This window comes from Priestia sp. GS2 (genome assembly GCF_036409025.1).
Classification (GTDB): domain Bacteria; phylum Bacillota; class Bacilli; order Bacillales; family Bacillaceae_H; genus Priestia; species Priestia aryabhattai_A.
The window spans coordinates 106,087-119,318 of sequence record NZ_JAZGJX010000001.1 but is presented as its reverse complement, the minus strand read 5'-3'; the positions used below and the strand labels follow the sequence as shown (position 1 = coordinate 119,318).

Genomic DNA, 13,232 nt, shown 5'->3' with positions numbered 1-13,232 from the left:
ATATCACTTCTGCAAATTGCTCAACAAGCTTTGAAAGCCTTGACTTTTGGCTATTTCTGAAAGACTCGGGCCTCCGTCAAATAGGTAACCGCATATCTTTTTAAAAATTGTCTCCAATTGAGCTTTTCTTCTTGGTTCAGTGATTGATGTAGCTTCTCCAAACTAGCTTCTGCTTGTATAAAGTAAGAGCCTACTAACACGTCATAACCGAGTGACTTTATTTTCCGAACCCATAATACTTTTTCAACATCTGTGTTTTTAAACCTTCCTTTTACATCTTTGATGATAACCTGCTTGTTTGTCAATGGACTATATCCTTTTACGTAAAAAGACTCACATACTTTTGATACAACAATCGGCTCTAATACACTTGTTAAAAACAACGCACTTTGAATTAAAAATGTTTCGTTTCGTGTAGCTGTTTTTTCACTTATAAACTGCTGCAACAACGTTCGGCCTTGAATTGTAACATAATCAAATGCAAGCCACTGTTGAAATAAATGCTCTTTGTCGCTTAGCTGCATTTGCTTTTGTGAAAGTCCTGTACGTTCACGAAAAAGGTGAGCTGCTCTCACTTTTTCTCGAATGTTTGTATACCTCATCACAAACAAAAGGTACTCATTATAAAAGGATTGAATGGCCTCGTCCGCTTGGGATTGTTTTTCTTTCCGAATTTCAATTAAATCAATAATGTCTTGATGGTTATTCGCCATTGCTTCTCACACTCATTATCGAGGAGCCTTAGCATATCGCTTGTGAGCTGACATCCTCATTAATAATTATACTTTCCAAATTAAACTGGAAAAAACAACGAAATGTTACCCTTACATATACTAAATCATTTTTTGTAATCTGACAAACCTTTATCTCGGTTCTCACACTTCCAAAATAACCTAACCTCATTACACACATAAAGACCTGGGCTAAGCTACCCTGCTAAAATAGCCGTAGCAAGCCAGGTCTTTACTTTAGTAGCTGGCTGTTTTATTTTCAAGTTCATGCAGCTCATCTTCCGTAATTAACACATCTCTTGGCTTACTACCTTTCGCTTCGGAGATAATACCTTGCTGCTCCATCATATCAATTAACCTTGCAGCCCGATTATAACCGATACGGAATCGGCGCTGTAAGCTTGATGCTGAGGCACCGTCCTGGCTTAGAGCAAATTCACACGCCTCATAGAATAATTCATCATCTTCCTGTGTTGAAAACGTCTGCTGCTTTTTTAACAGTTCTTGCTGATCAAATAAATAAGTTGGCTTCATTTGCGATTTTACATGATCGACGACGCGATCAATTTCTTCATCTGATACAAAATTCCCTTGAACTCGAACCGTTTTAGACGAACCGTTTTCTAATAATAGCATATCTCCTTTACCAAGTAGTTTCTCCGCTCCACCTGTATCAATGATCGTGCGAGAATCAACTTGAGAAGAGACCGAAAAGGCTACGCGGGTTGGGACATTCGCTTTAATAAGACCTGTGATAACGTCAACAGAAGGTCTTTGTGTCGCTAGCAGCAAATGAATACCGCATGCTCTCGCTTTTTGAGCTATACGACAAATTGCTTCTTCAACTTCACCAGGTGATACCATCATTAAATCTGCAAGCTCATCAATAATAATGACGAGATATGGAAGCTTACCGCTTTTCTCGCTATGCTCTTCTACTTTTTCATTATAGCGTGTAATATCACGCACACCGGTATGCGCAAACAGCTCATAGCGACGTTCCATTTCTTCTACAGCCCATTTTAAAGCTGTTGTGGCAGCTTTGGCGTCTGTAATAACAGGACTTACTAAGTGCGGAATACCGTTATAAGGCGCTAACTCAACCATCTTTGGATCAATAAGCATCAATTTGACCTCATGAGGAGCTGCTTTATAGAGTAAGCTCACAATAATTGTGTTAATGCATACGCTTTTTCCTGAACCAGTGGCCCCTGCAATTAAACCATGTGGCATTTTATTTAAATCCGTGACTACTGGAGAACCTGAGATATCTAAACCCAATGCTACCGTTAAAGGTGACTTATTTTGGGTGAAAGCTGGGTCGTTTACTATTTCGCTAAGCAAAACCGGCTTACTTTGTTGGTTGGGCACTTCAATGCCAATTGTATTTTTACCTGGTATTGGCGCCTCAATCCGAATATCTCTTGCTGCTAAGCTCAGCTTAATATCATCTGTTAAATTCGTTATCTTATTTACTTTAACGCCCGGCTCTGGTTGAACTTCAAAGCGTGTAACGGTTGGACCTTGCGTCACATTTACTACCTTGGCACGAACGTTGAAATTGTTTAGCGTCATATCAAGCAGGTCACTTTGCTCTTGTACCCAATCATGATCCTCTTCCATTTCAATTAATGGTGCATTTAACATTGACATAGAAGGGAATTGATACGACAATTCCGCTTGAGAATCCGCTAATGGTGTTGCTTCTTTAAGTAGGATAGGAGTTGGTTCTTCTTCACACTCCTCTTGCTTCTCCTGCGTTTTCAAACGCTCTACAGACGACGATTGAGCGACTTTTTCACGGTCCTTTTTTAACATCATGACATTAAACGGAACTAACCTGCGGCCTCCATTTGATGAGCTTGCACTTGACTTTTCCGGTTTTCGATTAGTGTCTTCCGGTTCATCTGCATATGCTTGTGGCTCTTCTTCAATTGCAGGCTGAGACTCTTTTACCTCTTCAAACTCGTCTACAATAGGCGCTTCTTGCTGTGGAACATCTTCTTCTATAGATTCTGACTTCTCTACTACTTCAGGCGCTATGCTTTCAATAGTTCCATGTCCCTCAAACTGAATTGATGGTTTCTCTACTTCTTCTAGTGGCCGTTCTTCAATATGTAAAGACGGGACTGTTTGGGGTTCGACATAAACATCTTTTACCTGTTCATTAAACGAGTCTACGTTTTCTACTTCCTTACTCTCCTCCTGCTGTTCTTTGCGCACTAGAGGTTCTACGTACGTCCTTTCGTTACGAATTTCTTTTCGCAGAGATTCATACGTAGGAGTCGGCTTTATTCCAGCTGAGCTCGAAAGCTCAAATTCGACCACTTCTGAATGCTGTTGAGAAAGTTGATGATTAGCTGGACGCTTGTTAAATCCGTATACAGGTGACGGGATTTCAGTTGGACGAAACGGCTTCTTCACTTGCGAAGTCGGCTTAGAAGCAACTGATACTTTTTTCTCTTGTACTGGCTTCACATATTCTGGACGTTGAAAAGGAGCCGGTTCTTCTCGATTCATCTGACGACTTTTCCGTACAAACTCTCGTTCATTTTTCACCTCTTCAGCAGGTCTTTCTCTTCGACGGACTTCATGACTTAGTGAATCATCTGAACGACTAAATTGATTGTCATCTATAAGTGGAAAGCGAAATTGACCTTTTGGATAGTGATAAGCTACTTTTGCCTCTAAGTCTTGATGGGTTGTCCCTTTTTCTTGTCTTGGTAAACGGGCTGGTGTTTGCTTCTTTGGAGTAGCTGCTTTTTCATTGACCGTTTCTTGAACTGGCCTTTGCTTCATTTCTGTCTCTTTCTTAGGCTCATTTAATGGAATCTCTGTTTGTCGACCTTCTTCATCTACTATAATTTCTTTCACTTCATAACCTAATAGATAATCCATCATTTTTCGCATAAAACCCATTTTTATCACTCTTTCTTCCTTAACAGTCGTATTTCTATTTATAAAAAACTGTATGCTTCTTGTAAAATTTTCAATTTTTATACACTCTCATTCATTTTACCATGTATCCAATAGGGTTCCTATAAAATCTATTAACTAGATACCCGATATCTTATGAAATATGCAAAAAAGCCACTAGAACTACTAGTGGCTTTTAATTTTATCAAATTTATAAAACTATTGACAATTGCTTTTCACAAACTGTAATCCTTTGAAACATAGGTGTAAAGCAACATCCGACTTTTGTATTATATAGAATTAAGCTGAGAACTCTTCTCCTACTTTTGCGCTTTCTTCCAACACTAAAATTCCTTTTTCCTGAGGAGCATTTGGCAAAGCTAATTCTTTTGCAGAACAGATCATACCAGAAGAAGGTACGCCACGAAGTTCTGCATCTTTAATAACAAGACCACTTGGCATAACAGCGCCCACTTTTGCCACTACAACTTTTTGTCCTGCCTCAACGTTTGGAGCACCACACACAATTTGTAACGTTTCTGTGCCAACATCCACTTTACAAATATTCAATTTATCAGCGTTTGGATGCTTTTCTTTTTCCTGAACATAGCCCACAACAAATTTTGGAGATAAGTCTACTTCAATCGATTCAGAAAATCCACTTTCTTGAATAACGCGGTTTACTTCCGCTACTAGCTCTTCTGTTAACTTAATCGGCCCACGCCCTGAGAAAGATAAAACAGTCGATGCTTCGAAAATATTATAGCCAGCAGTAACATTTGATTTTTCATCAAAGATGCGCGTGACGTTCTTTTTTGTTTCAAACGTTCGGTTTGACAGTTCGATGTCTTGAAGAGATACGATTAGCGTATCACCGATACCTTCTTTGTTGTAAAAAATATTCATTCCTTAACTCCGTCCTTTACTACGATTTTTTCCTAAAATGAAAATTGGCTCTAAATGCCCGTTTTCATACAAGAAAGAGAGTGCTGTAATGGGTACTCTTCCACTAGCAAAAAAGCTCATATTCATCTGTGCTAATATATCATAGCCCGTTTCATTTTGAACATCTGCTAAAATCAAAACATCTTGATGAGGCACAGCAATTGTTAGCGTTCCCTTTACTTTATCTTGAAACTCTTGTAAGAAAGATTCATTTAAAATGCGGCTCGCATCATACCCGTCATTAGCATTAACAAAATAAAAATCGTTGCCCGCAACCGTATCTTTTTTATATGTAATCGGCAATGACCGAAGATTAAATCTTGCCATTTCCCTAATAGATGTTACCTCAAGCTTTTCTTTTTCAAGGAGCTTTTCATCTATTAATCGATACGTATTACCCAAATCTAAGGCATAATAAACTCTTGTTTCTGCCGTATGATCATCATATACGAGCGGAACATCTTCGTTTGTTTTCGTTGGAAAAGAAGTAGATCGAATAACTGGAAGAATCTTCTTTTCTTTTGAGTTTAATTGTTGTTCATCATTCATTACGCGCACAGCTTCTCTTATATAATATATCATTTCATCTACTGCTGCGTCCTTTTTTTCTTCCCACTTCGCAATGAGTCCTGGTAGTGAAACAGTTAATCCTTTTTTCGTTTCAGAATGCTCAATTCGTAGCGTATCGTTTTTTTGATCGAATTGAAAACGTAAATTTTCATCTTTCAAACGATCTTGAATTAATTTTTTCATTTTAATACTCGTCATCTTCACTAAGGAATCCCTCCTTTTCACCAAAAAAGCTTAAAATTAGGCCTCTTGTTAAAACAACAGGCCCAGCGGTAGCTTATCCTTTTAAACTTTCGATAAATTGTTCAATCTCTTCCTGCGTTTTACGATCTTTACTTACAAAACGCCCGCTCTCTTCACCGTTGTGGTATCCTACAAAACTTGGAATACCAAAGATATTGAGTTCAATGCACAAATCAATAAACTGATCGCGATCTACATAGTGAAACGTATAGTCACTATATTTCTGTTCCACTTCAGGTAAAATTGGTTCAATGACACGACAGTCTGGACACCAGTCTGCTGAGAACATCATAATATGTTTTCCTTCTTTAATGACCTCATTATATTGTTCAATACTCTCCATTTTTTTCATTGTTACTTCCTCCTTTATATTGTATGCCTTGTTGCTTCCCAAAAAAGACATCTTATTTATCATTATTTTAATTGTACAGTCATTCATATGAAACCATAGTCAACAAGATGGTGCAAGTATCTTACTTCTAAGTATGTAGAGCGTTTCGGTATTATTAAGGTGTTAGTATATCCTATTTATTGTTTTTGATGAAACTGATATTGACCATACAGCATGCGAACAACGTGTTCAAACATCGTTGTTCTTGTGAGCATTTCCGATGTGAAGATACCTATTGCCCCTTCATTTGAACGCACATTTTTTTTATGCGTAAAGCGTTCCATAGCTTCCGCTAACTCAATTTTTTCTTTCTTTAACATTGTTGCAATTTCGTGAGGTAATAAAATCCTTGCACCACCAGCAATAATTGGCTTTTTGAGAGAAGGACTACTTAAAGCTCCCCAATTGCACAAAAACAACCCATAATCTGTTTCTGTTACGCCACCTTCTAATCCTATCCCTAAATCCATCTCATCTTTACATGCTCTCTCTGAACGGTTAATGGCTCCTTGAATGGTTTCTTCATCGGAAAACGGTTGGCTAGATACACCTGAAGGCACCTCAAACAAATGGTAGGTCATTTCTTGTCCAAATACATTTTTAACAGCATTTATTTTAGTTGGATTTTTCGTTCCAATTGCAATATTCATTTTATCTCTCCTTTGCTTATTGTTTAATTAACACAAAAAACAATCGCTTTTTACAAGCGACTGTTCTAAGATTAAACTTGCTCTTTAAGAGTAGCTACTGTTGTTTCGTCCGTTGCACGCACTAACTTCACTAATAGTTCTTTCGCAGCTGCATAATCATCTACATGAATCATAGAAGCATGTGTATGAATGTATCTTGAGCAAATACCAATTACAGCAGATGGAACTCCACTATTAGATGTATGAACACGCCCTGCATCAGTACCACCTGGTGAAACAAAATACTGATATGGAATATGATTGGTCTCAGCCGTATCTAAAATAAACTCTCGAATACCTCGATGCGTTACCATCGTCCGGTCAAAAATGCGAAGCAGTACACCTTTTCCAAGCTGCCCAAATGCATTCTTATCCCCTGACATATCATTTGCTGGGCTTGCATCTAGCGCATAAAAAACATCAGGCTTAATCATATTTGCAGCAGATTGAGCACCTCGTAAACCTACTTCTTCTTGCACAGTTGCTCCAGCGTATAGAATATTTGGCAACTTTTCATCTTTTACTTCTTTTAATAATTCAATCGCTAATCCACAACCATATCGATTATCCCATGCTTTTGCTAAGATTTTTTTCTCATTAGCCATTGGTGTAAATGGACAAATGGGCACAATCTGATCTCCAGGACGAATCCCCATATCAGCAACCTCTTGCTTAGAATCGGCGCCGACATCAATCATCATATTTTTAATAGCCATTGGCTTATTACGCTGCGCATCTTCTAACAGATGTGGCGGAATCGATGCAATAACGCCTGTAACCTTTCTCGTTCTTGTAACAACCTCGACGCGCTGAGCCAAGAGTACCTGACTCCACCATCCGCCTAATGTTTGAAAGCGTAACATTCCTTTATCCGTCACTCCGGTTACCATAAATCCAACTTCGTCCATATGCCCAGCTACCATTACTTTTGGACCTGAAGCATTGCTTTTTTTTACCCCAAAAATACTCCCAAGTCCATCCTGAATAATTTCATCAGTTAAAGGCTCCATTTGTGATTTCATAAAAGCCCTTACTGCGTGCTCATGCCCTGGAGCACCCGGAAGTTCTGTTAGCGTTTTAAATAATGATAAAGTTTCTGAATTCATCTTTCGTCTCCTTTATGTATGTCATTACCCTTTATTGTAGCGAAAAGTCAAAATACTTTCCATTCTTCTTCCTTAAACACCTGGATTGCTTAACAATTAAAGTATGTTTTTGTATAATGGACTGTAGTAAGAGCTTTTGTTTTCATTAAATAAAGAAGGTGATTATTATGAAGTATACCCAGCTCATAACAGGCATTGCTGTTGGTTTTGCAAGCGCTTATCTCTATCAAAAGAAAAAGTCGTCTCTTTCATCCATGGAAGCACTGCAAATTGCAAAACAGGCATTTAAACAAAATGGTCCTATTAACGGCTCTTGGATTCAGACGACGACCAAGGTTATAAATAGGTATGGTCTCGCTTTTGAAGGTTACTCTGGCGGTATTACTCGCTCTGTAGACGGCAGTCGTGAACAATATGAATTTTTCATTGATAAAAGTAGCGGTAACATTATTGACTTAGTAAAGATTGATTAAATTTCACTGCATTTATGATATCACCTTTAGTATCCCACTTAATTGCTCGGTAATAAGCATCATGGTAAAAACTAAGCCATGCATTTTGATTGTATGCGTATTGAAGCCATTTTTCTTTTTGTGAAATAGATGTCATTGGAAAATCGTCATAGGCCATAACCCACAAAACATTGTGATGAGCATGAGTTGGCAGTAAATCTCCCATATGCACAAGCTGCTCACCTCGGCTACTAATGACAACGACAGAATGTCCATCGCTATGCCCACCTGTGTGGTGCATCGTAAATTCCGGGAGCAATTGAATAGAATCATGAAACGGTACAACTTGAGATTCAATAGCTTCCCAATTCTGCTTCCAATACGTATTTTTTGAACGTATATTAGGGTTTTGCATTTCGTTCCATTCAACTTCGCTTACGTAAATAACTGCGTTTGGAAACGTAGACTCCAATGTACCTTGACTTTTCGTTGTTAGTCCCGATACGTGATCAAAGTGCATATGTGTCATCGCTACTTTGGTGACATCATGTCGTGTTAACCCTAGTTTCATTAAATCCGTTTCTACATGAGATTCTTCCGTAATACCAAAATGTTTTTTTTGCTTACCTTCAATCATTCCATTTCCTATACCTGCATCAATTAAGACAACTTCTTTACCAATTTGAACTAAAAGTGGATCAGTTCTCATCGGAATACGGTTATCATAGGCAGGAGGGTATTTTTTAGACCAAAGCTCTTTTGGTACAACACCAAACATAGCGCCTCCATCAAGATGATTGTCTCCACCGTTTAACCAAGTAACTTTTACATCCCCTATTGTTAACGTTTCCATTTTTCACACCTCCCATATATTCCTATTTATTGTATCACTGCCTATTTGCGTTTTTATAGTCTTTTTTAAATAAAAAGGACCTTTCACTAGTTGAAAGGTCCCTGTTGATATTACTTTTCGTTCATGTATTTAACTTCTGAACGATAGATTCGACTTCCTTTTTGAGAAAACTTCTCTTCATACTCAGTCATAATATTTCCTTCAAATTCACTCGCATGTAAATCTAAACTTACGTACTTTAATAACAAACCATATTCAGAAAAGCTCATTAAAGAGTATTCAAATAACCCTTGATTATCTGTTTTAAAGTGTATTTCTCCACCACCAATTAAAATTTGCTCATAGATATTTAAAAATGTTTTGTACGTTAAGCGTCTTTTAGCATGACGAACTTTTGGCCAAGGATCTGAAAAGTTTAGGTACACTCGTTCAACATCACCTTTAGCAAAATATTCGGTTAAGTCTTTTGCATCAACACTTAGCAGCTTGAAGTTCGGTACTTCTGCTTCAATTATACGATCTAAAGCACTCACAATTACACTCTCGTATAACTCAATACCAATATAGTTAATATTTGGATTTTGCTTAGCCATTCCAAGTAGAAATTGACCTTTTCCAGTTCCTACTTCAATATGAATTGGATTATTGTTTTCAAATACTTCGTTCCACTTTCCCTTATGTTCTGCAGGGTTTCCCACAGCATATTGTGGATACTGCGCCAATTTTTCTTTTGCCCAAGGTTTATTTCTTAGTCTCATACTCCACACCTCATCTATATTATCAAAAATTATCAAAATTGAACCACACGGAAAATGTCGGTTATTTTGTACAACCGACATTCGTATGAATAATTGTATTTATAAAGAAAAAAATAAAAGCATCATACGAGAAAGGATGATGCACTATGCCTTTAAACGCTCAGCATCAAATGGCTATCTTAAAGGACATCTTATCAAATCACCAAACAGACTGCTGTGGAACAGTCTCAGAATGCGAACAAGTTGAACGCTTGGCTCAAGCAATGCTAGCAAATGGAACTGCTAATGAACAAGTGTATCGTACGCTTCAAAATATTTGCGAGTATACACAAACTGCAAAAAGCGCGGCACATCTTGACCAACACATTGAGACAAACAAACAAAATCTATCTCAATGGGTTGAAGAACTATCTAGTCTATCTTAATTAAACTTACTGGCTTAGCTGCTCATTTTCAAGCAATACTTTTAAGTAGTTAAGCCAGTAGTTCATTTCTGGTACTTCTTGCTTTGTACGGTGCCATTGTACAAATAAAATGCTCTGACTCACCACATACCATTTCATTCGCTTTTGTAAGTTATCAGTTAAAGTAATACCATACTTTTCTAACCAGCTCTTCCATTCTGCTGGATCGATATACCAATACAATAAGAGGCCTAAGTCAATGGCTGGATCAGCAATCATCGCTCCGTCCCAATCAATTAAATATAGCTGTTCATTTTCGCCTAGTAACCAATTGTTATGATTGACATCGCAATGACAAACCACATATTCCTCTGGTTGAACAAAATCCACTTCTCGTTCTAAATACATAATTCCTTGCTCAACAATCAGTTCTTTTTGCAAGTCTACATCTACATTCGCTCGAATATCGAGTAGAACGTCTTGTGGTAATAATGACTCTTTCCCTAATCTTTTTAACATATCCAATAGCTCTTTAGAGTGATGAATTTTACTCAGCAACTCTGTTACGCTATCCGAGTTCATATCTTGAGGCTTCAACTCTCGACCATCTAACCAGTGTTGAGCTGTAATTACATCTCCATTTTCCATTCGTTTTGTCCAAACTAGTTTTGGAACAATGCCTTCTGCTGATAAAACAGCTAGGAAAGGAGATGAATTACGCTTCAGAAATAGCTTTCGGTCTTGAAACCTTGCGAAATAAGCATCTCCAGTTGCACCGCCAGCAGGAGTCACTTCCCATTCGCTTCCTAATATATGTTCCAACCAATTCACCTTCAATTTCAACACACACATTTCATTAAAAATTTAAAGTTATGTTTACTTCTATTTATATCATCAACAACGTGTATTTGTTTTATTAAATAAAAAAGACAGCTATTGCGGACATATACCAATAGCTATCCTTCATAAATTTTATCCTCTTCCCGCTTTTCTCGTCAAGTAGCAGAATAGCACTTATGTTTTAAATAATGCTAAAACTCCAACTGCAGGAACGGCTGTTTTACCTGAAAGGACTTTTGTAAATGGATACTGATAAGCATTTTCTCCATCAATTACAACATGCCAATTTCCCGGTGGCAGGTTAATATAACGAGTCGATGTGTCTTGGTTAAACGCGACAATAATATCTTTCCATGGTCCGTACTCTTCTACATTAACAAGAGAATATGCAACAACTTCTGGTACTGATTCTAAGAACTTCATATGCTTCCTAATGAGCTCAGTTGTATGAAAGCGAAAAGCGCCGTGTGCTTTTCTTAGCTGAATCACTGCTTGTAGCCATTTGATATCCTCTTTATAAATCTTTCGCTGTTCCCAATCAAATTGATTAATGCTATCTGGGGAACGATAGCTATTTTCAACGCCTTTTTTTGTTCGGTAAAACTCTTGTCCTGCATGTAGAAAAGGTATTCCCTGAGCTAATAACACCATTGCACTTGCAAGCTTTTGCCTCTTTTGCAAGATTCGCTTCTCTTCATGGGAATTACACTTACTCAATTTATCCCACAAAGTATGATTATCGTGTGATTCTACATAATTTATTGAGGAGGTAGGCTGGGTAAATAAATACTTTTCTCCTTTTTGATAAGAAACACTGCCAGCTACTACTTGCTTTACTTCGTCTATTCGATGAGTGTTACCACAAATAAAACCTTTATCATAGATGTTAAAAGTACTTCCCTTAATAAAATCTCGAAAACGATCATTAAAAAAACCGATGTTTGGTACCTTATCAGAATTATAAATGGTTGCTTTCTCCTCTGAGGATAAAGGGGTATTTAAATCCCAACCTTCACCGAATAGTAAAATCGATGAATCATATTCAAACAGCTTTTGTCGAATCATATTCATCGTTTCAATATCTAAAATTCCCATTAAATCAAATCGAAAGCCATCAACATCATATTCTTTCACCCAAAACAAAACCGAATCCACGATAAATTTGCGTGCCATCTTACGCTCAGAAGCAAAGTCGTTTCCTACACCAGTTCCATTAGAAGGCATTCCAAATTCATCATGGCGGAAGAAATAGCCTGGAACAATCTTTTCAAATGAAGATTCTTCTCTTATATACACATGGTTATAGACGACATCAAGTATAACACGCAAGTCATTCTCATGAACGGTTTGAATAAGCTCCTTTAGTTCTAGAATACGGGCTACTGGATTGGTCGGATCCAAAGAATAACTACCTTCCGGGACATTAAATAGGAGTGGGTTATAGCCCCAATTGTAAGCATCAAAAGGATTCAATTCATCTACGCCATCGAAATCATTAACTGGTAAAAGCTCCACATGTGTAATACCAAGTTCCTTCAAGTAAGCTAAGCCTGTTGATACACCGCTTTCTGTTGACGCTCTAGTAAATCCTGCATATGTTCCTTTACTGGACACGTTACTGGAGGGATGAATGGTAAAATCACGAATGTGCACTTCATAAATAATGGCATCGGTAGGGTTTGGAAGCGGAGCCTTTTGCACCGGTGACTGCTTCGTTTTTTTTAAATTCACCAGCACACCATATTTACTATTTACTGATGCTGCTATTGCATAAGGGTCAACAGCTTCTCTCGTAACGCCGTTGACCGTTACCTCAAATGTGTAGTAATACCCTTCTTTTTCAAGTCCACAGGCCGCAGTCCAAACTCCTTTTGTCAGGCGAGTCATGCTAATATATTCTTTGTTTAAAGTTTCAGGATTGATAAGCTTTACTTTTACATCCGTAGCAGTTGGTGCCCATACTTTCACCTGGATATGTTGGGTAGTAAAACTCACGCCCAAATCTGATTCATTATAAAAGAAAGCATCATCGAATTCAGGAGTCCGGATGACGGCTCCTATCTTTAAGTCTGCTTTCGCACCACGTTCTTCTACCACTCGATACTCTTCACCAATCTCTACTTTCATTGGACAATAGTATTCATATTTTATAGCTTCATGTAAGACTTTTTTATCCTTTAACGTTAAAGAAAGAGATTGGTCACCTCTCATTAAGCAAAGCGAATTCACTTCTCCATTGTAGTAAGATTTAGGAACAAGAACGGTAACCATATCCATCTTATCTAAATATGCTTCAAATCTTTGATCATCATAAGCCATCTGTTCTCCTCCTAC

General features: G+C 37.8%; 13 protein-coding genes. 2 read left to right on the top strand and 11 right to left on the bottom strand.

The features are described 5' to 3' along the window. Positions 1 to 50: 50 nt before the first annotated feature. The 7 genes from V2145_RS00650 to V2145_RS00620 all read right to left on the bottom strand — a co-directional run bounded on the left by V2145_RS00650 (position 51) and on the right by V2145_RS00620 (position 7,591). Complete coding sequence (locus V2145_RS00650) at positions 51 to 713, bottom strand: nicotinate phosphoribosyltransferase (protein WP_131888414.1); 663 nt, start codon at positions 711 to 713, stop codon at positions 51 to 53. 255 nt (positions 714 to 968) lie between these two features. Beyond that, positions 969 to 3,650 carry a DNA translocase FtsK gene (locus tag V2145_RS00645; protein WP_330987250.1) on the bottom strand — a complete coding sequence of 894 codons (2,682 nt, stop codon included), beginning with the start codon at positions 3,648 to 3,650 and terminating at the stop codon, positions 969 to 971. A gap of 297 nt (positions 3,651 to 3,947) precedes the next feature. Next, a complete protein-coding gene (ytpR, locus tag V2145_RS00640) occupies positions 3,948 to 4,553 on the bottom strand; it encodes a YtpR family tRNA-binding protein (protein WP_094911923.1) in 606 nt (201 codons plus the stop codon). Positions 4,554 to 4,556: 3 nt separating this feature from the next. Then, the gene (locus tag V2145_RS00635) at positions 4,557 to 5,360 is read right to left on the bottom strand and encodes a DUF1444 domain-containing protein (protein ID WP_094911996.1); all 804 of its coding nucleotides are present in this window, start codon (positions 5,358 to 5,360) and stop codon (positions 4,557 to 4,559) included. Positions 5,361 to 5,439: 79 nt separating this feature from the next. Next, the gene (locus V2145_RS00630; protein WP_094911924.1) at positions 5,440 to 5,757 is read right to left on the bottom strand and encodes a thioredoxin family protein; all 318 of its coding nucleotides are present in this window, start codon (positions 5,755 to 5,757) and stop codon (positions 5,440 to 5,442) included. A 176-nt stretch (positions 5,758 to 5,933) separates the two neighbouring features. Then, positions 5,934 to 6,446 carry a DUF84 family protein gene (locus V2145_RS00625; RefSeq protein WP_131888417.1) on the bottom strand — a complete coding sequence of 171 codons (513 nt, stop codon included), beginning with the start codon at positions 6,444 to 6,446 and terminating at the stop codon, positions 5,934 to 5,936. Between the two features lie 71 nt (positions 6,447 to 6,517). After that, a complete protein-coding gene (locus V2145_RS00620) occupies positions 6,518 to 7,591 on the bottom strand; it encodes a M42 family metallopeptidase (RefSeq protein ID WP_094911925.1) in 1,074 nt (357 codons plus the stop codon). A gap of 167 nt (positions 7,592 to 7,758) precedes the next feature. Here V2145_RS00620 and V2145_RS00615 point away from each other — a divergent pair, with 167 nt between their 5' ends. After that, positions 7,759 to 8,064, top strand: a complete 306-nt coding sequence (locus V2145_RS00615; RefSeq protein WP_330987249.1) for a PepSY domain-containing protein — start codon at positions 7,759 to 7,761, stop codon at positions 8,062 to 8,064. On the opposite strand, the gene V2145_RS00610 is transcribed toward V2145_RS00615, so the two are convergent. After that, positions 8,039 to 8,896, bottom strand: a complete 858-nt coding sequence (locus V2145_RS00610; protein ID WP_311856357.1) for a YtnP family quorum-quenching lactonase — start codon at positions 8,894 to 8,896, stop codon at positions 8,039 to 8,041. The genes V2145_RS00615 and V2145_RS00610 overlap by 26 nt on opposite strands. Before the next feature lie 110 nt (positions 8,897 to 9,006). After that, entirely contained in the window at positions 9,007 to 9,654 is a 648-nt protein-coding gene (gene trmB / locus V2145_RS00605) for a tRNA (guanosine(46)-N7)-methyltransferase TrmB (protein WP_330987248.1), read from the bottom strand. A 146-nt stretch (positions 9,655 to 9,800) separates the two neighbouring features. Between trmB and V2145_RS00600 the strand changes: the two genes are divergently transcribed. Continuing rightward, positions 9,801 to 10,079, top strand: coding sequence for a YtzH-like family protein (locus V2145_RS00600; RefSeq protein ID WP_025909496.1), 279 nt, complete (start codon positions 9,801 to 9,803; stop codon positions 10,077 to 10,079). Positions 10,080 to 10,085: 6 nt separating this feature from the next. Here the strand turns inward: V2145_RS00600 and V2145_RS00595 are convergent, their stop codons facing one another. Together V2145_RS00595 and pulA are read right to left on the bottom strand one after the other, a co-directional pair. Beyond that, positions 10,086 to 10,901, bottom strand: coding sequence for a phosphotransferase family protein (locus V2145_RS00595; RefSeq protein WP_179289255.1), 816 nt, complete (start codon positions 10,899 to 10,901; stop codon positions 10,086 to 10,088). 171 nt (positions 10,902 to 11,072) lie between these two features. After that, positions 11,073 to 13,217 (bottom strand): type I pullulanase, encoded by a 2,145-nt coding sequence (gene pulA, locus V2145_RS00590; RefSeq protein ID WP_311856354.1) that lies wholly within the window; start codon positions 13,215 to 13,217, stop codon positions 11,073 to 11,075. Positions 13,218 to 13,232: the final 15 nt, after the last annotated feature.